Source organism: Zhongshania sp. (genome assembly GCF_029212375.1).
Taxonomy (GTDB): domain Bacteria; phylum Pseudomonadota; class Gammaproteobacteria; order Pseudomonadales; family Spongiibacteraceae; genus Spongiibacter.
On sequence record NZ_JARGNU010000019.1, the window covers coordinates 19,907 to 39,393 of the forward strand.

The window sequence follows — 19,487 nt, forward strand, 5'->3', positions numbered from 1 at the left end:
ATCAAGTTGCCGTGTTAGCGCGAACTTTGAGCACCCCAACAAAATTACAGGGCCGGTGCCGACTGTCGAGCTGATCCCGAATAACTTGCTGCCACGCGGTTTTGCACGCGCCGGTAGAACCCGGCATACAAAAAATTACGGTGTTATTTGCCAAGCCGGCAACAGCGCGGGACTGAATTGTAGAGGAGCCGATTTCGGTTAACGAGACCGCCCTAAACACTTCGCCGAAACCCTCAATAACCTTGTCGAATAACACCGACACCGCCTCTGGGGTTGAGTCTCGCCCCGAGAATCCGGTGCCGCCAGTGATTAGCACCGCCTCAATACCCGCGTCGGCGATCCACGCCGACACTGTGGCGCGAATCTGGTAGATATCGTCTTTCACTATCTGTTTGGCCACCAAGTGATGCCCCGCTTCAGCCAAAGCGCCAGCTAAATACTGGCCAGAACTGTCGCTACGCTCATCACGGGTATCCGATACCGTTAATACCGCCATTCCCAGCGGAGTAAACTCTGTACTACTGCTCATTTGGCAGCCTCCTCGCAAACGGACTTAATCATTCGCGGCAAATATGCTCGCCACGGCAAACGTTTAATACCGAAATCTTGCAGTATGCGATCACAACTCAACACCGGCACGGCTGGGCGCCAGCCTTCGCCACTGTCATCAACCTCAATATCCGCGATAGGCGCCACAAACTGTGATGCAAACGCGCAAACTACTTCTGCAAATTCGTAAGCGCTGGCGGTGCCACTACTGGCATAGTGATATACCCCGCGACAGGGAGTGCCGCAGCTAATTTGATCGACCAAACCAGAAATCACGCGGGCTAAATCAGCCACCGGTGTTGGACATGTCATTCTCGTATCATTCAAGCGCAATACTTTGCCACCGCGCATGGTTGCCAAGCAGTCGCCGAGGAAATTGCCACCCTGCACTGCAATCAGCGGCCCAGTGCGCAGCACCATCCCCTGCTCGCCAGCCGCGCACAGCACTTGTTCAAGCTCCGCGAGCTGAAACCCCGCCGCATCGGTTGGGGCGAGTTCATCACCCTCGGCGTACTCCACCTCTTCGGCGGCAGCGCCAAACAGACGACCATCACTTAATAACAAATAGGGCACCGCCAACGCATCACAGCGCGCCTTAAAATCTTGGCGCAATGCCAGCAGGCGCTGCTGCTCTGCCGCAGCGTGACTGTCCTTGCGCTGCAGAAACACCAAAGCGTCGGCATCCACAACCATCGCGCCACGCAACTGATCCACACCCAAGGCGTGTAAGTCGTCAACCGGCAGTGCAATACTGGCCCGCGACCGAGAGGCAAACTGGCTTTGCAAGGCAGTGCTCAGGGCACTGCTGCGAGAAATCACAACAACATTCACAGAAGGTTCACAGAATTCAGAAGTAAGGCAAGTTAATAGAACTTGCAGAAAGGCAGTAGCGCCCGATACCCGACTTTATTAACACAAAAACAAGGGACTCAACATTACTCAATGCGAGCGAGATGCGCAAGATTGTATAAAGCCTCTGCGCAGCAATTGACTTACCCACTATAAAAAAAATACCCGCCAAGGCGGGTATTCGATTTTCACATTACTTTCGAAGGTATTTTTTAAAACGGAATATCATCATCAAAATCATCAAAACCTGCCGGCGGATTTTGTGCAGGCTGCGGTGCCGGCGCACGATTCTGCTGTTGTGGCGCAGACTGAGCTGGCGGCGCACGGCGCGGCGCAGCTGCTTGTGGCGCCTGTTGAGATCCATAGCCGTCATCACCGTAGCTATCGCTAGCAGAACCGCCACCAGAGCCACCGCGGCTGTCGAGCATTTGCATTTCTGCCGCGACAATTTCAGTAGTGTACTGATCAACGCCTTCTTTGTTCTGCCATTTGCGAGTTCGCAGCGAACCTTCTACATAAACCTTTGAGCCTTTTTTCAAATACTCGCCGGCGATTTCGGCCAAGCGGTTAAAAAATACTACGCGGTGCCATTCTGTGCGCTCTTGGGCCTGACCGCTCTGCTTGTCCTTCCAAGTTTCACTTGTTGCAATGGTGACATTGGTCACGGCACCGCCGGAAGGCATGTAACGGGTCTCGGGATCTTGGCCCAAATTGCCGACCAAAATAACTTTATTTATACCACGCGCCATGCGTTCTCTCCTGTTTTTCTATGGATGCGAACCAACGTCCGCAACAGATACTGCACTATACCGGATTCCGCTGATAGCGGCCATTTAGCTGCCCAGTTGCAAGCCTTCGGGCAAGCTCGCTGGATCAAAATTACCATCTACCCGCAAATACGCAACGCGCTCACTTTCCAGTACGGTGACATCAATAGTACCGGGCAGCGCCAACACTTCGCGGCGAATGTCCGCAACATCCCAAACGCCAAACTGCCAGCATAGAATAAGGCTTTCTGATTTAGCCGGCACCAACATTCCCCAAGCCACCAGCAACCATGCTCCTGCGAGCACAGCCGCGCCGGCAAAAACCGCACTCGCGCCCCAGCGCCCGAATAGACCACCGCCAATTGCGCCGCCACAAAAGGCACCAAAGAATTGGAATGTTGAGTAAACACCCATGGCAGTGCCCTTGCCCCCAGCATAAACGGTCTTGCTTACCAGCGACGGCAGCGACACCTCTAGCAAATTAAAGGCAACAAAAAACAAGGTCATAATTCCGAGCAACGGTATTAGCGACTGACCAAAATAAATAGCGACGATTGCCGACAAAAGAATTCCGCCAATACCGAGCAAAAAAATCTCACGCATTTTACTGCGTGTTTCCGCAATAATAATCAGCGGCACCATACCAATAAACGCCACCACCATCATTGGCAAATACACCTGCCAATGATCACTACGCGCTAAACCTTGGTCTTCCAGAATGCCGGGCACGGCGATAAATATCGCCATTAAAATAGCGTGCAGGCTAAATATACCCAAATTGAGGCGCATCAAATTACGGTCGCGAAGACAGCGTCCTAGCAAGCTACCCAGCGACTGGCTGTTGGCATCAAGACTTTGAATATCCGGCGTTGGCACTACAAATAGAGTGATTGCGATGCCGACCGCCGCCATTATCGATGTGAGCAAAAACAAACCTGTCACGCCAAACCAAGAAGCCGTCAAAGGTCCAAGCACCATTGCAACGGCAAAGGACACGCCAATACTCATGCCGATTGCCGCCATCGCCTTGGTGCGGTGTTGTTCACGAGTGAGGTCCGCAAGCAAGGCGGTTAAGGTACTCGCGATTGCCCCTGTTCCCTGCAACAGCCGCCCCACAATAATACCAAAAATACTGTCGGCGCCCGCCGCGACCAAACCGCCAGCAATAAACAATAGCAGCCCTGCAATAATGACGGGCTTGCGACCAATGCGATCCGACAACATGCCCAGCGGCACCTGTAGCGCCGCCTGCCCCAAGCCATAAATGCCCAGCGCCAGTCCAACCAACACCGGCGTACTGAATTCATACTCGGCGGCATATAAACTTAATACTGGCAGCAGCATAAATAAACCGAGCATGCGGAAAGCATACAAGCTGGCCAGCGATACGACCGCGCGGCGTTCAGTTGCACTCATCGATTGATGATTCAAGGGCGGAAGGATCCTGAAAAATATGGGGGTATGGCGCGCTATTCTAGCAGCTATGCCCTCGTCAAAAAACCATACATATTAGCGACGAGCTTATTTTGCGCCGCACTCCTTAGCCGTCGTATAATGACCGGTTTATCAGGCCGAGAAATTATATGGATCGGATTATCGTTCGCGGTGCCCGCACCCACAATCTAAAGAATATCGATCTTGATATACCCCGCGACAAATTAGTCGTTATTACTGGGCTGTCTGGTTCTGGCAAATCGTCTCTCGCTTTCGACACGCTCTACGCCGAAGGTCAACGCCGCTACGTCGAATCACTGTCGACCTACGCTAGGCAATTTTTGTCGATGATGGAAAAGCCCGACGTTGACCATATCGAAGGCTTGTCACCTGCCATTTCGATCGAACAAAAATCAACATCGCACAACCCTCGGTCTACGGTGGGTACGATTACTGAAATATACGATTATCTGCGCCTGCTGTTTGCTCGCGCTGGCGAACCTCGCTGCCCAGATCATAACGCCGCGCTTTCTGCGCAAACCGTCAGCCAAATGGTCGACACCGTGCTGGCGCTACCCGAAGGCAGCAAGCTGATGATGCTGGCGCCGATTGTGCAAAATCGCAAAGGCGAACATATTCACACCTTTGAAAAACTGCGCAGCCAAGGCTTTGTGCGGGCCAGAATTAACGGCTTGGTAACTGACCTAGACGATTTGCCAGCGCTAGATAAAAACAAAAAGCACACCATCGAAGTAGTGGTTGACCGCTTTAAAGTGCGCGAAGACCTCACCCAGCGCCTGGCTGAATCCTTTGAGACTGCGTTAGAACTTACCGACGGCATCGCCAGTATTGCCGACATGGATGACCCTAAAGCAGCAGAGCTTACTTTTTCATCTAAGTTTGCCTGCCCACACTGCGGTTACAGTCTTTCGGAATTGGAACCACGGCTCTTTTCCTTCAACAGCCCGCTCGGCGCGTGCAGCAGCTGTGATGGCTTAGGTGTAAAACAGTTTTTTGATTCATCCCGTATCGTGCAGCACCCCGACGTGAGCTTGTCGACTGGCGCAATTCGCGGCTGGGATCGACGCAGCGTTTACTACTTCCACATGCTTACCTCACTGGCCGAGCATTATGGATTTGATATAGACGCGCCCTTTGAAGAACTGAGTGATGAGCACCGCAAAAAAATCTTATTTGGCAGCGGCAGCGAAGAAATTAGCTTCACCTATATCAATGACCGCGGCGACAATTTCCAGCGTAAACACCCTTTCGAGGGCGTAATTCCCAATATGGATCGCCGCTACAAAGAAACCGAGTCGCAAACTGTACGCGAAGAGCTGAGCAAGTTTTTAAACTCCCAATCCTGCCCAGACTGTGCCGGCACCCGTTTGCGCAAAGAAGCACGCAATGTATTTATCTTAGATAACACTTTGCCCGAAATTACGGCTATGCCGGTGGGCGCTGCACGGGAGTATTTTACTAAACTTGAACTGAGTGGCCGTCGCGCTCAAATTGCGGAAAAAATCCTCAAAGAAATAAACGACCGCCTGCGCTTTCTGGTCGATGTAGGCCTTAACTACCTAACCCTAGACCGCAGCGCAGACACGTTGTCTGGCGGTGAAGCCCAACGCATTCGCCTTGCCAGTCAAATAGGCGCTGGCCTAGTGGGTGTTATGTATATTCTCGATGAGCCCTCTATCGGCCTTCACCAGCGCGACAACGAGCGGCTGCTAAAAACGCTGCGCCACCTCCGTGACATTGGCAACACTGTTATTGTGGTAGAGCACGACGAAGACGCTATTCGAACCGCCGACCATATTATTGATATCGGTCCCGGTGCCGGAGTACACGGCGGCAGGGTCATCGCCGAAGGTAAAATAGAAGATATTTTAAATAGCCCCGAGTCACTTACCGGTCAGTACCTGTCGGGTAAGCGGGCCATTGCGATACCAGCAATACGCAACCCTGTTAACCCCGATAAATGCCTGCGAGTAGAAGGCGCCACGGGTAATAATTTACGAGATGTTGACCTCACCATTCCGCTTGGATTAATGACCTGTATTACCGGCGTTTCCGGCTCCGGAAAGTCTACCCTTATCAATCACACACTTTACCCAGTGGCGGCAACAGTACTCAACGGCGCGACCACTCTAACGCCAGCAGCCCACCGCGCAGTGACCGGCTTGGATCAGGTTGATAAATGTATCGATATCGACCAAAGCCCGATAGGCCGCACCCCGCGCTCCAATCCTGCGACGTACACGGGTATATTCACACCAATTCGCGAGCTCTTTGCGGGCACCCAAGAAGCCCGCTCACGCGGCTATAAAGTTGGTCGCTTCAGCTTTAACGTAAAGGGTGGACGCTGCGAGGCGTGCCAGGGCGACGGCGTCACTAAAGTAGAAATGCATTTTCTACCCGACATCTACGTTGCCTGCGAAGTGTGCCGCAGCCAGCGTTACAACCGTGAAACCTTGGAAATATTATACAAGGGCAAAAATATTCACGAGGTTTTAGACATGACCGTTGAAGACGCCAACACCTTCTTTGAGAATGTGCCGTCGATCAGCAAGAAATTACAAACATTGATGGATGTGGGACTAAGCTATATTCGCCTTGGTCAAGCTGCTACAACGCTATCTGGCGGTGAAGCGCAGCGGGTAAAGCTAGCGAAAGAGCTGTCGAAGCGTGATACCGGCAAAACTTTGTATATTCTCGACGAGCCCACAACTGGCCTGCACTTTGAAGACATCCAATTATTACTAACGGTATTGCATCGCTTGCGTGATCACGGCAACACCGTGGTGGTGATTGAACATAACCTCGATGTCATAAAAACCGCGGACTGGATCGTCGACCTCGGCCCAGAGGGCGGCAGCGGCGGCGGCATGATAATCGCCGAAGGCACACCAGAAGAGATCGCCACGATGGCGCAATCTCATACTGGGCACTTTTTAAATGAGGTGTTAAAACTCGCCAAACAGCGCAGCGCTTAATAGCGAACACCACGTGGGCCTGCCTTCGGCAAGCCCTATAAAGCCTACCTCAAACTAAAAACAATTAATTTAGACAAAAAAAAGCCGACCCTAAGGTCGGCTTTTTTGCTACAACAAGATTTACTCGTCGTCAGCTTCTTCTGCTACCGGGCGATCAACCAATTCTACGTAAGCCATTGGCGCCTTATCACCAGCGCGAAGACCGCACTTCATGATACGGATATAACCACCTGGACGACCTTCGTACCGAGGGCCCAAGTCAGTAAACAACTTACCGACAACAGCACTGCAGCGCAATCTGGCAAACGCCAAACGACGGTTAGCAACACTATCAACCTTAGAAAGGGTGATCAAAGGCTCTGCATAACCGCGCAGTTCCTTTGCCTTTGGCAAGGTAGTTTTAATCATTTCGTGCTCGAGCAACGACGCCGTCATGTTGCGGAACATCGCTTTACGATGAGAGCTATTACGGTTTAATTGACGGCCACTATGACGATGACGCATGGCTTTTTCCTTTAATAAACGTTGCTATCTCAGCAAAAAATATTCGAAAGTTTAACGTTAAAATTACGCTAAAACTCGGTCGTCGTTTCTAAGACTTGCTGGCGGCCAGTTATCTAGGCGCAGACCCAGAGACAAACCACGTGACGCCAATACGTCTTTAATTTCTGTCAGTGACTTTTTACCAAGGTTAGGCGTTTTGAGAAGTTCAACTTCTGTACGCTGCACCAAATCACCGATGTAGTAGATATTTTCCGCTTTCAAGCAGTTGGCAGAGCGCACTGTCAGCTCTAGATCATCTACTGGACGCAACAAAATAGGATCTACTTCACTTTCTTCGCGTGAAGGCTCACTCTCGCCTTCGCTTTCCAGATCAACAAACACCGCCAGCTGCTGCTGAAGGATGGTTGCCGCACGACGGATCGCCTCTTCTGGGTCGATAGTACCGTTGGTTTCCAAATCGAGAACCAATTTGTCCAAGTCAGTACGCTGCTCAACACGTGCGCTCTCTACCACATAGCTCACCCGGCTAATCGGGCTGTAGCTGGCATCAAGCTGAAGACGACCGATAGAGCGAGTTTCTTCTTCGCCATTATCGTGCGCATCTGCCGGCACATAACCGCGACCGCGAGCGATAGTCAGGCGCATGTTAATTTCGCCATCATCGTTCAGGTTAGCAATTACGTGGTCGGTATTTACAATTTCAATTTCGTGATCTGTCTGGATATCACCAGCAGTAACAACACCGGGGCCTTTTTTGTTCAAGCTAAGAATCGCTTGATCTTTGCCGTGCATGATTACCGCAACTTCTTTCAGGTTAAGCAGGATTTCAATTACATCTTCCTGCACACCTTCCATAGCACTGTACTCATGCAATACACCGTCGATTTCAACTTCGGTGATTGCACAACCCGGCATAGAAGACAGCAAAATACGGCGCAAGGCATTACCCAGGGTATGACCAAATCCCCGCTCTAGCGGTTCTAAGGTCACTTTCGCGCGAGTCTGACCAAATTCTTCAACTTGGATGACACGCGGGGTTAAAAATTCATTGACAGCACTTTGCATAATTCACCTGTAGTGATTTGTCCGGAGGTTAACTTACTTCGAGTAAAGCTCAACGATCAATTGTTCGTTGATCTCAGAAGACAAGTCGCTACGATCTGGCACGCTCTTAAAAACGCCTTCCATCTTAGTGGCGTTAATGTCGATCCATGCGCAATCACCGCGCTGTGCGGCCAGAGTAATCGCAGACTGAATCCGCAACTGTGCCTTAGCTTTCTCACGAACACTAACCACATCACCAGCTTGAACTTGGTAAGACGGAACGTTTACCGTTTTGCCATTTACAAGTACAGATTTGTGCGATACCAGCTGACGTGATTCGGCACGTGTAGAGCCAAAACCAATACGGTAAACCACGTTATCTAAGCGGCCTTCCAAAAGCTGAAGCAGGTTTTCGCCTGTGGCGCCTTTACGGCGAGCAGCTTTTGTATAATAAGCGCGGAATTGCTTTTCCAGTACACCGTACATACGACGTACTTTCTGCTTTTCACGCAACTGAACACCGTAGTCAGAAAGACGACCACGACGAGCACCATGCATACCAGGTGCAGTTTCAGCTTTACATTTTGAATCCAGCGGACGAACACCACTCTTCAGGAACAGGTCGGTACCTTCCCGTCTGGATAATTTACAGCTCGGGCCTAAATATCTAGCCATTTTCTGTATTCCTCAACTGTTAATTAAACGCGACGTTTCTTGGGAGGACGGCAACCATTGTGCGGAATAGGCGTCACGTCGGTGATGTTAGTAATCTTGTAGCCACAGTTATTCAGGGCGCGGACCGCAGATTCACGACCTGGGCCAGGACCTTTTACTTGTACATCAAGATTTTTTAAACCGTAGTCTTTCGCAGCATTGCCGGCGCGCTCTGCAGCAACCTGTGCAGCGAAAGGAGTACTTTTACGAGAGCCGCGGAAACCACTGCCGCCGGCCGTAGCCCAGCTCAGTGCATTACCTTGACGATCTGTAATGGTAACAATAGTATTGTTAAATGACGCATGTATATGTGCGACACCGTCCACGACGGTCTTTTTGACCTTTTTCCGTGGAGCTTGTTGCTTGCCTGGTTTGGCCATCTTCTATTTCCATCTCTAATATCAACACTACACAAGTGGTGTAGCTACACTAAAGGAATCACTGCCTTTAAATTACTTACGAATCGGCTTACGTGGACCTTTACGCGTACGCGCATTAGTCTTAGTACGCTGACCGCGAAGCGGCAGGCCTTTACGATGACGTAGACCGCGGTAGCAGCCCAAGTCCAGCAGACGCTTGATGTTCATAGATACGGTACGACGCAAGTCGCCCTCTACAGACATTTTTGCAATCTCGCCACGAAGCGCATCTAGTTGCTCTTCAGATAAATCGCCGATCTTTGCATCTTCAGCGATAGTGGTTTGGGCACACAGTGCTTTAGCAGTTGTGCGGCCAATGCCATATATATAGGTCAACGAAATAACAGCATGCTTGTTATCTGGTATGTTGACACCTGCAATACGAGCCATTCAGGTTACTCCAATTAAGCCTAATTCTTCCAACGCCTAGCAATGACCGGTAAACGGAAAACCACCGCACGAAAGGCGCAGTAGTCTATCCGCATTGGGATTGAAAATCAACCCCAACCGTATTGCTTAGCCCTGCCGCTGCTTGTGACGAGGTTCAACGCTACAAATAACGCGAACAACACCCTTGCGACGAACAATTTTACAGTTGCGGCATATAGCCTTTACTGATGCGCGTACTTTCATTGTGACACTCCAAACTAGCTATCAGGTTAGTGCGCCTTAGCGCACACCACCGCCGTAATTTTTCAAATTGGCCTTTTTCAAGACCGAGTCGTACTGCTGAGACATAAGGTGCGATTGAACCTGCGCCATAAAATCCATCACTACAACCACTACGATCAGTAACGATGTGCCACCGAGATAAAACGGCACATTCCACATCACTACCAAAAACTGCGGTAACAAACACACGCCGGCTATATACAGCGAGCCAAACATGGTCAATCGGGTTAACACACCATCGATGTAGTTAGCCGTTTGCTTACCAGGACGAATCCCAGGTAAAAATGCACCAGAGCGCTTCAAATTATCTGCTACTTCATCGGGGTTAAACATCAACGCCGTATAGAAGAAACAGAAAAACACGATCAAGGCTGTAAACATAATAATGTTCAGAGGCTGACCAGGTCCGATTGCTAGAGCAAGCTCCTGCAACCATTCCATGCCTTCGCTGCTCTGACCAACCCACTGCGCAATCGACGCAGGGAACAGCAAAATAGAGCTAGCGAAAATCGCCGGAATAACACCCGCCATATTCACCTTCATCGGCAAATGGCTAGATTGCGCCTGATACATCTTATTGCCGCGCTGCTGCTTAGCGTAATTTACCGTGATACGGCGTTGACCGCGTTCGATAAAGACCACCAAGTACACCACCGCCACCGCCAGCACCAATACCGCCAACAGCACTAATACATTGAGCTCACCTTGGCGCGCTTGCTCCAAAGACTGCCCTACCGCAGAGGGCAAGCCCGCAACGATACCTGCGAAGATCAACATGGAGATGCCGTTACCAACACCGCGCTCGGTTAACTGTTCACCAAGCCACATCATGAAAATCGCCCCTGTTACCAATGACACCACGGCAACAAAGAAAAAACTAAAATCGGCACTGTAAGCTAGACCCTGATTGGCCAAACCTACTGTCATACCCGTGGCCTGCAGCAATGCTAGCAACACCGCAAGGTAGCGGGTGTACTGACTTATCTGCCGGCGACCAGCTTCGCCCTCTTTCTTCAAGGCTTCTAGCTGGGGGCTTACTGCCGACATCAACTGCATAATAATCGATGCAGAAATATACGGCATAATGCCCAAAGCTAAGATACTCATACGCTCCAAGGCACCGCCCGAGAACATATTAAATAAACCGAGTACCGTGCCCTGATTCTGATTAAACAGCGCGGCGAGTTGATCCGGGTTAATACCCGGTACCGGAATGTGAGTACCGATGCGATAAACAATTATCGCTAGCAGTAGAAAACGAAGGCGAGCCATCAGCTCGCCTACTCCGGATTGACTTCCAGTTGATAATGGACTGGATTTCGCCATGGGGATCTCGCCTTATTCCTCGACTTTGCCGCCCGCTTTTTCAATAGCTTCGCGCGCGCCTTTTGTTACTGCCAAACCTTTTACAGTAACTGCCTTGTTCAGATCGCCCGACAGGAAGATCTTTGCACGCTCAATGTTACGGCCAACCAAGTCAGCGCGCTTCAGAGCATCCAGATCAATCACGCCATCACCAGCAGCTGCTAGTTCAGCGGTACGGATTTGTGCAGTCACACGTGACAGTCGCGAAGTAAAACCATACTTCGGAAGACGCTTTTGCAAAGGCATCTGACCGCCTTCGAAACCCGGACGCACACTACCGCCGGAACGCGACTTAAGACCTTTGTGACCACGACCTGCGGTTTTACCCAAGCCACTACCGATACCACGACCTACCCGTTTACTATCTTTAACTCGACCGGGAGCCGGGCTCAGCGTGTTTAAACGCATATCGCTCATCACTTATCCCTCAACACGTACTAAATAGTTGACCTTATTGATCATACCGCGCACTGATGGAGTGTCTTCCACTTCAACAGTGTGGCGGATACGACGCAAGCCAAGACCAGCAACGCAGGCCTTGTGCGACTTTAGTCGTCCTGTAACAGAACGAACTAGTGTGACTTTAATCTTGCTCATTGCAAATCCTGCCTATTTCTTAGCCCAAGATCTCTTCAACAGTCTTGCCGCGCTTAGTTGCGACCTCTTCTGGAGAAGAAACGCTTACCAGTGCTTTAACAGTTGCACGAACCACGTTTACCGGGTTGGTAGAACCATAGCACTTGGCCAGTACGTTATGAATGCCAGCAATTTCCAGCACCGAGCGCATTGCACCACCGGCAATAACACCAGTACCTTCAGATGCGGGCTGCATGTAAACCTTGGAGGCACCGTGACGGCCTTTGACAGCGTACTGGATGGTATCACCCTTTACGTCTACCTGAACCATATTACGGCGGGCAGCTTCCATCGCTTTTTGGATAGCGACCGGCACTTCACGTGCCTTGCCGCGACCAAAGCCGACTTTACCATTGCCATCACCAACTACAGTCAGAGCAGTGAAGCTGAAAATACGGCCACCCTTGACCACCTTGGCAACACGGTTTACTTGCACTAATTTCTCTTGCAAGCCTTCAGTGTTTGCTTTGTCTTTCTGATCGTTATACGCCATCGCCTAAAACCTTAGAATTCCAAACCACCTTCACGGGCAGCATCTGCCAGCGCCTTGACACGGCCGTGGAATTTAAATCCACTGCGGTCAAAGGCGACCTTTGTCACGCCTGCGGCTTTCGCGCGGTCGGCGATCAACTTGCCCACACTAGCGGCTGCGGCAACATTACCAGTAACGCCAGCACGCAACTCTTTATCTAGTGTAGAGGCACTCGCCAACACGACATCACCTGTAGCAGCAATAAGCTGAGCATACATGTGACGCGGTGTGCGGTGAATGCTAAGACGTACGGCGCGGAGCTCACGCATTTTAAAGCGAGCACGGCGGGCACGACGTAATCTTGATATTTTCTTATCGCTCATAACCTAGCCTTTACTTTTTCTTCGCTTCTTTACGACGGACGTTTTCGTCTGCGTAGCGAACACCCTTACCTTTATACGGCTCTGGTGGACGGAACGCGCGGATTTCGGCCGCTACCTTACCCAGTATTTGCTTGTCGGTACCGCTCAAGACGATTTCCGTCTGAGTTGGGGTATCAACAGTTACGCCTTCTGGCAATGCATAATCAATAGGGTGGGAAAAACCCAACACCAAATTTATGCTATTACCAGTGGCCTTAGCACGGTAACCAACACCGTTTAGGATCAGCTTACGCTGAAAGCCTTCGCTAACACCAACACACATATTGTTAGTCAAAGAACGAGTAGTACCCGCCATTGCCCAACCATTTTTCGCGCCTTCACGCGCTGAGAATACTAAACGCCCGTCTTCTTGCTGCACTTCAACAGACTGGTGTAAAGGCAGTACTAAACTACCTTTTTTACCTTTGACTGCGATGCTGCTGGCGTCGAGCTTGACTTCAACCCCTGCGGGGATAGTCACTGGACTTTTCGCTACTCTTGACATGTTAAGAACTCTTTAAACTGTCGCGTTAGAAAACAGTGCAAAGCACTTCGCCGCCCACACCGGCCGCTCGCGCTGCACGATCGGTCATCACACCATTGCTGGTAGAGACAATCGCGATACCCAAACCGGCACGCACTGATGGCAATTCATCTTTACCAGCGTAAGCGCGCAGACCTGGACGGCTTACCCGATGAATCTCAGCGATTACCGGCTTACCCTGATAGTACTTCAACTCAACTGTTAGCTGCGCTTTGCCACCATCGGCTTCGACGCGCGAACTAGCGATATAACCTTCGTCTTCCAGTACCTTTGCAACCGATACCTTAAGTTTTGAAGAAGGCATCTGAACAGCAGTTTTACCTGCCATCTGAGCGTTGCGGATACGTGTAAGCATATCCGCTAAAGGATCTTGCATGCTCATGTTTTGCTCCCATTAAACGCCGCGGCCATAGCCAGCGACAGCAAAATTCCCACTATTACCAGCTAGCCTTAACTAAGCCGGGGACATCACCGCGCATAGCGGCTTGACGAAGCTGGTTACGGCATAGACCGAACTTGCGGTATACACCGTGCGGACGACCCGTGATCTGACAACGACGACGCTGACGTGATGGACTTGCATCACGCGGAAGCTTTTGCAGCTTAACCTGCGCATCCCACTTTTCTTCATCGCTCGAATTTACGCTGGCGAAAATCGCTTTAAGCTCAGCGCGCTTTGCAGCGAATTTTTCGACAGTTTGGGCACGTTTCAATTCGCGCGCTTTCATTGACTGCTTTGCCATGTCCCCTGAACCCCTTAACCTTTAAACGGAAAGTTAAACGCTTTTAACAGCGCGCGACCTTCGTCGTCATTACGAGCAGTAGTCGTGATCGTAATATCCATACCGCGTAGTGTATCAATTTTATCGTAATCAATTTCCGGAAAGATAATCTGTTCCGTTACGCCCATCGCGAAGTTACCGCGACCGTCGAATGATTTCGGGCTGATACCGCGGAAGTCACGCACGCGAGGAATAGCGATGCTAACTAGGCGATCCAGAAATTCATACATGTTTTCGCCGCGCAGAGTTACTTTGCAGCCAATCGGCCAACCATCACGGATTTTAAAACCTGCGATTGATTTGCGCGCCTTGGTCACCACTGGCTTCTGACCTGCAATCTTTGTCAGGTCGGACAGTGCTGCCTCAAGAACTTTCTTATCTCCAGCTGCTTCACCAACGCCCATGTTCAGGGTGATTTTGGTGATGCGCGGAACTTCCATAGGGTTAGCTAAAGACAGCTCTTCAATCAGCTTAGCCTTTAACTCGGTTTGGTATAGTTCACCTAATCGTGCCATTTTTCACTAACCCCTACGCGTTGATCGCATCGCCGCTTGATTTAAAAATACGGGTCTTGCTGCCGTCTTCGGCTACTTTAAAGCCCACGCGATCCGCCTGCTTAGTAGACGGGTTGTAAATTGCAACATTAGAAACCTGGATCGCTGCTTCTTTCTCAACGATACCACCGGCCACACCCAGCTGCGGGTTTGGACGCTGATGTTTCTTAATCATATTAATGCCGGAGACCAGCACCTTGTTGTTATCCAAAACTTTCTGGACAACACCGCGCTTACCTTTGTCTTTACCGGTTAAGACGATAACTTCGTCTTCACGCTTAATCTTACGCATAACCTGACCTCAGCCTTCTCTCCACACCTGGAACTACAGTACTTCCGGTGCCAAAGAGATTATCTTCATGAACTTCTCGCCACGCAATTCACGCGTTACTGGCCCAAAAATACGAGTGCCAATAGGTGCGTTGTTATTGTTTAGCAACACTGCAGCGTTATCGTCAAACTTGATCAGTGAACCGTCTGGACGACGCACACCTTTCTTAGTACGAACTACAACAGCTGTCATTACCTGACCTTTTTTCACTTTGCCGCGAGGGATAGCCTCTTTGACTGTGACTTTGATCAGATCACCGACTCGTGCATAGCGACGATGAGAGCCGCCAAGCACCTTGATGCACATAACGCGACGTGCGCCACTGTTATCTGCAACTTCCAAATAGCTTTCTGTTTGAATCATTTCTTACTCCAAACCAGTCAACAGTGCATCAAGCGATTGCACACAGGCCGCCGGCCAAATTAAACCTGGGTAGCCGTTACATCAACGCTCAACAACGCCCAAGTTTTTAACTTGGACACTGGACGCGTTTCGCAAACTGTCACTACATCACCAATTTTGCACTCATTGTTTTCATCATGAGCGTGAACTTTCGATGAACGCGTTATGTACTTACCGTACATCGGGTGCTTTACCCGACGCTCAATCAGTACCGTAATGGTTTTATCCATTTTGTCACTGACCACTTTACCGGTGGCTGTACGAGCACTTTTTGCTACTTCTGACATTTTTAGTTACCTGCCTTTTCCTGGAGCACAGTTTTAACGCGTGCTATTTCCTGACGAGTTTTCTTCAGCAAATGCGTTTGCGCTAACTGGCCGGTACTCTTTTGCATGCGAAGCTTGAACTGATCTTCAAGCAGCTGCAACAGTTGGGCATTAAGATCTTCAACTGATTTATCGCGTAACTCTAAAGCATTCATCACATCACCACCCGTCTAACAAAAGCGGTCGGCACAGGTATCTTTGCTGACGCCAAGGCGAATGCTTCACGCGCCAATTCTTCAGACACGCCTTCTACTTCGTACAAGACCTTGCCCGGCTGAATCTGTGCGACCCAGTATTCAACATTACCCTTACCCTTACCCTGACGAACTTCGAGAGGCTTTTGGGTAATTGGCTTATCTGGGAACACACGAATCCAGATTTTTCCACCACGTTTGATGTGGCGCGTCATTGCACGACGTGCCGCCTCGATCTGGCGAGCTGTAATACGACCGCGACCGATTGCTTTAAGGCCAAACTCGCCAAAGCTGACCCGGCTACCGCGTTCTGCCAGACCACGGTTGCGTCCTTTGTGTTGCTTGCGAAACTTTGTGCGCTTCGGCTGTAACATTTGCGTAACCCTTACTCTGAACCTTTCTTAGCCTTAGCTTCGACCGCTTCTTTTCTGGTTCCCAGGATTTCTCCCTTAAAGATCCAGACTTTGACACCAATGATGCCGTAGGTCGTAGCTGCTTCGTGTGTCGCGTAGTCAATATCAGCGCGCAGTGTGTGCAGTGGCACACGTCCTTCGCGATACCACTCGGTACGAGCAATTTCTGCACCACCGACACGCCCACTAACCTGTACCTTAATGCCTTCCGCACCTTGGCGCATTGCGTTCTGTACCACACGCTTCATAGCGCGGCGGAACATAACACGGCGTTCAAGCTGCTGAGCGACGTTCATGGCTACCAACTTCGCTTCCATATCCGGCTTGCGGATCTCTTCGATGTTGATATGAACTGGCACACCCATTTTCACTGACAGCTCTTTACGAAGCTTGTCGACATCCTCACCCTTTTTACCGATAACGATACCGGGGCGCGCTGTGTGAATCGTGATGCGTGCAGTTTGTGCCGGACGCTCAATAACAATACGGCTTACTGAAGCGTGAGAGAGCTTTTTCTCAAGCAACTCACGTACTTCCAAATCCATTACTAGGTGCGCGGCGTAGTTCTTACCACTCGCATACCAAATGGAGTTATGATCTTTTACGATTCCCAGCCGGATGCCGGTCGGGTGTACTTTCTGACCCATGTGGTCTCTCCTACCTAGCCTTCGCCGTCTGCAACTTTAATCGTGATATGACAAGATCTTTTCAGAATACGATCCGCACGACCCTTTGCACGAGGACGAAGACGTTTCATCGTCGTACCTTCATCTACAAAGATTGTCGAAACTTTCAATTCGTCAACATCTGCGCCTTCGTTATGCTCAGCATTGGCGATTGCGGAGTTAAGCACCTTCTTAATAATGCTCGCCGCTTTCTTAGAGCTGAACGTCAGCAGATCAAGCGATTCTTCCACACCCTTTCCGCGAATTTGGTCAGCAACCAAACGCGCCTTCTGGGCAGAGATTCGTGCGCCTTTTAAACGTGCTGCTACTTCCATCTTAAAAGCCTCTCCCGGCCCAAGCTTAACGCTTGGCCTTTTTATCGGCCACGTGACCCTTATAGGTCCTAGTCGCGGCAAATTCACCCAATTTGTGACCAACCATGTCTTCGGAAATAATAACCGGAACATGCTGACGACCGTTGTGAACAGCGATTGTCAGAGCCACCATTTCAGGCAGAATCATGGAGCGACGCGACCACGTTTTAATGGGGCGACGATCGTTTTTTTCTACCGCTACTTCAACCTTCTTCAACAAATGAAGATCGACAAACGGACCTTTCTTTAATGAACGTGGCACAAGCTAATCCTCTTTACTCTAATTGACGTCTGATCGATTACTTATCGCGACGACGTACAATTAGTTTGTCTGTACGCTTATTTTTACGGGTCTTATACCCTTTGGTCGGCATACCCCAAGGAGATACAGGGTGACGACCACCAGAAGTACGACCTTCACCACCACCATGTGGGTGATCTACCGGGTTCATCGCCACACCGCGAACGGTAGGACGAACACCACGCCAACGCGAGGCACCGGCTTTACCCAACTTACGCAAGCTGTGCTCGCTGTTGGATACTTCACCCAATGTTGCTCTGCACTCTGACAACACCTTACGCGTCTCACCACTACGCAGACGAATCGTTGCGTACTGGCCATCACGAGCAACCAACTGAGCTGAAGTACCGGCACTACGCGCGATCTGCGCGCCTTTACCAGGCTTCATTTCCACACAGTGAACTGTGCTTCCCAGCGGAATATTGCGAATAGGCAAGGTATTACCAGGCTTAATCGGCGATGCATCACCAGAGACAATTTGATCTCCAGCAGAAACACCTTTTGGCGCAATAATGTAGCGACGCTCACCGTCTGCATACATCACCAAGGCGATGAATGCGGTGCGGTTAGGATCATACTCCAAACGCTCGACGCGTGCAGGAATACCGTCTTTATTACGCTTAAAATCTATTAAACGGTAATGTTGCTTATGACCACCACCAACGTGACGAGTGGTGATACGACCGTTATTGTTACGGCCGCCATTGCGCGACTGACTCTCAAGCAGCGGCTTGTGCGGTGCACCTTTGTGTAGATCGGGGTTAACCACCCGAACAACAAAGCGACGGCCGGGAGAAGTCGGTTTACTTTTAACAATTGCCATTTGACTAAACTCCAGACTTATTCAGCGACCGCAAAGTCGATGTCTTGACCCTGCGCAAGGCTCACATACGCTTTCTTCCAGTTTGACTTTTTACTCAAACCAAAACGATTGCGCTTAACCTTACCCTTAACATTCACGGTACGAACATCCAAAACGCTGACTTTAAAAAGCTTTTCTACCGCTTTTTTAACTTCCAGCTTGGTGGCGTTAGGCAGAACCCGGAATACCACTTGGTTGTTCAACTCGGTGCTCGCTGCACTTTTTTCAGAAACGTGCGGGCCGAGCAGTACCTTATAGATGCGCTCTGTATTCATCCCAACAGCTCCTCAAACTTTTTCAATGCAGCTACAGTAATAACCACTTTTTCGTAGCCAATTAGGCTAACTGGGTCAACACCACTCACATCGCGAACATCAACATTGTGTAGATTGCGAGCAGCAAGATACAAATTGCCATTCACTTCCTCTGTCACAACCAACGCACCTTCAAGACCGTACTCACCTAGCGACTGAACCAGCAGCTTGGTTTTTGGTGACTCGAGCGCAAAATCCTCAACCACTACCAAGCGCTCTTGACGAGCCAGCTCAGACAGAATTGTGCACAGTGCAGCACGATACATCTTGCGGTTAACTTTCTGGCTGTGATCCTGTGGACGCGCAGCAAATGTAACGCCGCCCCCACGCCAAATTGGCGAACGGATAGTACCAGCACGCGCGCGGCCAGTACCTTTTTGACGCCATGGCTTCTTACCGCCACCACGAACATCAGAACGTGTCTTTTGAGCACGAGTACCCTGACGAGCACCGGCCATATAGGCCACAACCACTTGGTGCACTAGATCTTCGTTAAACTCGCGTGCAAACGTGACGTCAGATACCTGAACCGTCCCGGCTGCCCCGTTACCGGGTTTCGCAATACTTAATTCCATTGCATCG

31 protein-coding genes are annotated in these 19,487 nt (G+C 50.4%); 1 reads left to right on the forward strand and 30 read right to left on the reverse strand.

All coding sequences use genetic code 11. The annotated features are described in order from the left end of the window. Position 1: 1 nt before the first annotated feature. The 4 genes from moaB to P1U47_RS15705 all read right to left on the reverse strand — a co-directional run bounded on the left by moaB (position 2) and on the right by P1U47_RS15705 (position 3,596). Positions 2-529, reverse strand: coding sequence for a molybdenum cofactor biosynthesis protein B (gene moaB / locus P1U47_RS15690; RefSeq protein ID WP_301030153.1), 528 nt, complete (start codon positions 527-529; stop codon positions 2-4). Beyond that, positions 526-1,380, reverse strand: coding sequence for a sugar nucleotide-binding protein (locus P1U47_RS15695; protein ID WP_301030154.1), 855 nt, complete (start codon positions 1,378-1,380; stop codon positions 526-528). Before P1U47_RS15695 ends, moaB begins: the two co-directional genes overlap by 4 nt. 230 nt (positions 1,381-1,610) lie before the next feature. Further along, positions 1,611-2,147, reverse strand: a complete 537-nt coding sequence (gene ssb, locus P1U47_RS15700; RefSeq protein ID WP_301030155.1) for a single-stranded DNA-binding protein — start codon at positions 2,145-2,147, stop codon at positions 1,611-1,613. 84 nt (positions 2,148-2,231) lie between these two features. Next, positions 2,232-3,596: an MFS transporter gene (locus P1U47_RS15705; protein ID WP_301030156.1), complete on the reverse strand. Its 1,365-nt coding sequence runs from the start codon at positions 3,594-3,596 to the stop codon at positions 2,232-2,234. Positions 3,597-3,748: 152 nt separating this feature from the next. Between P1U47_RS15705 and uvrA the strand changes: the two genes are divergently transcribed. Further along, positions 3,749-6,595 carry an excinuclease ABC subunit UvrA gene (gene uvrA / locus P1U47_RS15710; protein ID WP_301030157.1) on the forward strand — a complete coding sequence of 949 codons (2,847 nt, stop codon included), beginning with the start codon at positions 3,749-3,751 and terminating at the stop codon, positions 6,593-6,595. A 120-nt stretch (positions 6,596-6,715) separates the two neighbouring features. On the opposite strand, the gene rplQ is transcribed toward uvrA, so the two are convergent. The 26 genes from rplQ to rplD form a co-directional block, all read right to left on the reverse strand. After that, positions 6,716-7,099: a 50S ribosomal protein L17 gene (gene rplQ, locus P1U47_RS15715; RefSeq protein WP_301030158.1), complete on the reverse strand. Its 384-nt coding sequence runs from the start codon at positions 7,097-7,099 to the stop codon at positions 6,716-6,718. Positions 7,100-7,162: 63 nt separating this feature from the next. Beyond that, positions 7,163-8,164, reverse strand: coding sequence for a DNA-directed RNA polymerase subunit alpha (gene rpoA / locus P1U47_RS15720; protein ID WP_301030159.1), 1,002 nt, complete (start codon positions 8,162-8,164; stop codon positions 7,163-7,165). A 33-nt stretch (positions 8,165-8,197) separates the two neighbouring features. Beyond that, positions 8,198-8,818 carry a 30S ribosomal protein S4 gene (gene rpsD / locus P1U47_RS15725; RefSeq protein WP_301030160.1) on the reverse strand — a complete coding sequence of 207 codons (621 nt, stop codon included), beginning with the start codon at positions 8,816-8,818 and terminating at the stop codon, positions 8,198-8,200. A 23-nt stretch (positions 8,819-8,841) separates the two neighbouring features. Further along, positions 8,842-9,237 (reverse strand): 30S ribosomal protein S11, encoded by a 396-nt coding sequence (gene rpsK / locus P1U47_RS15730; protein ID WP_008248301.1) that lies wholly within the window; start codon positions 9,235-9,237, stop codon positions 8,842-8,844. Between the two features lie 72 nt (positions 9,238-9,309). Continuing rightward, positions 9,310-9,666 carry a 30S ribosomal protein S13 gene (gene rpsM, locus P1U47_RS15735; protein ID WP_301030161.1) on the reverse strand — a complete coding sequence of 119 codons (357 nt, stop codon included), beginning with the start codon at positions 9,664-9,666 and terminating at the stop codon, positions 9,310-9,312. 126 nt (positions 9,667-9,792) lie between these two features. Then, positions 9,793-9,909 (reverse strand): 50S ribosomal protein L36, encoded by a 117-nt coding sequence (gene rpmJ / locus P1U47_RS15740; RefSeq protein WP_219045114.1) that lies wholly within the window; start codon positions 9,907-9,909, stop codon positions 9,793-9,795. 36 nt (positions 9,910-9,945) lie between these two features. After that, positions 9,946-11,274: a preprotein translocase subunit SecY gene (secY, locus tag P1U47_RS15745; RefSeq protein ID WP_301030162.1), complete on the reverse strand. Its 1,329-nt coding sequence runs from the start codon at positions 11,272-11,274 to the stop codon at positions 9,946-9,948. Positions 11,275-11,286: 12 nt separating this feature from the next. Next, complete coding sequence (rplO, locus tag P1U47_RS15750; protein ID WP_008248315.1) at positions 11,287-11,721, reverse strand: 50S ribosomal protein L15; 435 nt, start codon at positions 11,719-11,721, stop codon at positions 11,287-11,289. A gap of 12 nt (positions 11,722-11,733) precedes the next feature. Further along, on the reverse strand, positions 11,734-11,910 hold the full coding sequence (gene rpmD / locus P1U47_RS15755; protein ID WP_008248318.1) for a 50S ribosomal protein L30: 177 nt from the start codon (positions 11,908-11,910) through the stop codon (positions 11,734-11,736). Between the two features lie 19 nt (positions 11,911-11,929). Further along, positions 11,930-12,442 (reverse strand): 30S ribosomal protein S5, encoded by a 513-nt coding sequence (rpsE, locus tag P1U47_RS15760; protein WP_008248319.1) that lies wholly within the window; start codon positions 12,440-12,442, stop codon positions 11,930-11,932. An 11-nt stretch (positions 12,443-12,453) separates the two neighbouring features. Beyond that, positions 12,454-12,804 (reverse strand): 50S ribosomal protein L18, encoded by a 351-nt coding sequence (gene rplR, locus P1U47_RS15765; RefSeq protein ID WP_301030163.1) that lies wholly within the window; start codon positions 12,802-12,804, stop codon positions 12,454-12,456. Between the two features lie 10 nt (positions 12,805-12,814). Beyond that, the gene (gene rplF, locus P1U47_RS15770) at positions 12,815-13,348 is read right to left on the reverse strand and encodes a 50S ribosomal protein L6 (RefSeq protein WP_301030164.1); all 534 of its coding nucleotides are present in this window, start codon (positions 13,346-13,348) and stop codon (positions 12,815-12,817) included. A 25-nt stretch (positions 13,349-13,373) separates the two neighbouring features. Next, positions 13,374-13,769 (reverse strand): 30S ribosomal protein S8, encoded by a 396-nt coding sequence (gene rpsH / locus P1U47_RS15775; protein ID WP_008248322.1) that lies wholly within the window; start codon positions 13,767-13,769, stop codon positions 13,374-13,376. Between the two features lie 55 nt (positions 13,770-13,824). Further along, entirely contained in the window at positions 13,825-14,130 is a 306-nt protein-coding gene (gene rpsN, locus P1U47_RS15780; RefSeq protein WP_008248324.1) for a 30S ribosomal protein S14, read from the reverse strand. Positions 14,131-14,144: 14 nt separating this feature from the next. Then, a complete protein-coding gene (rplE, locus tag P1U47_RS15785; protein ID WP_301030165.1) occupies positions 14,145-14,684 on the reverse strand; it encodes a 50S ribosomal protein L5 in 540 nt (179 codons plus the stop codon). 13 nt (positions 14,685-14,697) lie between these two features. Continuing rightward, entirely contained in the window at positions 14,698-15,015 is a 318-nt protein-coding gene (rplX, locus tag P1U47_RS15790; RefSeq protein WP_301030166.1) for a 50S ribosomal protein L24, read from the reverse strand. A gap of 33 nt (positions 15,016-15,048) precedes the next feature. Continuing rightward, positions 15,049-15,417 carry a 50S ribosomal protein L14 gene (rplN, locus tag P1U47_RS15795; RefSeq protein ID WP_008248339.1) on the reverse strand — a complete coding sequence of 123 codons (369 nt, stop codon included), beginning with the start codon at positions 15,415-15,417 and terminating at the stop codon, positions 15,049-15,051. A gap of 59 nt (positions 15,418-15,476) precedes the next feature. Beyond that, positions 15,477-15,743, reverse strand: coding sequence for a 30S ribosomal protein S17 (rpsQ, locus tag P1U47_RS15800; RefSeq protein WP_008248341.1), 267 nt, complete (start codon positions 15,741-15,743; stop codon positions 15,477-15,479). 2 nt (positions 15,744-15,745) lie between these two features. Further along, entirely contained in the window at positions 15,746-15,937 is a 192-nt protein-coding gene (rpmC, locus tag P1U47_RS15805; RefSeq protein ID WP_008248343.1) for a 50S ribosomal protein L29, read from the reverse strand. Next, a complete protein-coding gene (gene rplP, locus P1U47_RS15810; RefSeq protein ID WP_301030167.1) occupies positions 15,937-16,350 on the reverse strand; it encodes a 50S ribosomal protein L16 in 414 nt (137 codons plus the stop codon). The genes rpmC and rplP overlap by 1 nt, the downstream gene beginning before the upstream one ends. 11 nt (positions 16,351-16,361) lie before the next feature. Beyond that, positions 16,362-17,036 carry a 30S ribosomal protein S3 gene (rpsC, locus tag P1U47_RS15815; protein ID WP_301030168.1) on the reverse strand — a complete coding sequence of 225 codons (675 nt, stop codon included), beginning with the start codon at positions 17,034-17,036 and terminating at the stop codon, positions 16,362-16,364. 14 nt (positions 17,037-17,050) lie between these two features. Next, positions 17,051-17,389: a 50S ribosomal protein L22 gene (rplV, locus tag P1U47_RS15820; protein WP_008248347.1), complete on the reverse strand. Its 339-nt coding sequence runs from the start codon at positions 17,387-17,389 to the stop codon at positions 17,051-17,053. Positions 17,390-17,414: 25 nt separating this feature from the next. Then, the gene (rpsS, locus tag P1U47_RS15825; protein WP_008248348.1) at positions 17,415-17,690 is read right to left on the reverse strand and encodes a 30S ribosomal protein S19; all 276 of its coding nucleotides are present in this window, start codon (positions 17,688-17,690) and stop codon (positions 17,415-17,417) included. Between the two features lie 37 nt (positions 17,691-17,727). Next, positions 17,728-18,552 (reverse strand): 50S ribosomal protein L2, encoded by an 825-nt coding sequence (gene rplB / locus P1U47_RS15830; RefSeq protein ID WP_301030169.1) that lies wholly within the window; start codon positions 18,550-18,552, stop codon positions 17,728-17,730. 17 nt (positions 18,553-18,569) lie between these two features. Beyond that, positions 18,570-18,866: a 50S ribosomal protein L23 gene (gene rplW / locus P1U47_RS15835; RefSeq protein WP_301030170.1), complete on the reverse strand. Its 297-nt coding sequence runs from the start codon at positions 18,864-18,866 to the stop codon at positions 18,570-18,572. Further along, positions 18,863-19,480, reverse strand: coding sequence for a 50S ribosomal protein L4 (rplD, locus tag P1U47_RS15840; protein WP_301030171.1), 618 nt, complete (start codon positions 19,478-19,480; stop codon positions 18,863-18,865). Before rplD ends, rplW begins: the two co-directional genes overlap by 4 nt. Positions 19,481-19,487: the final 7 nt, after the last annotated feature.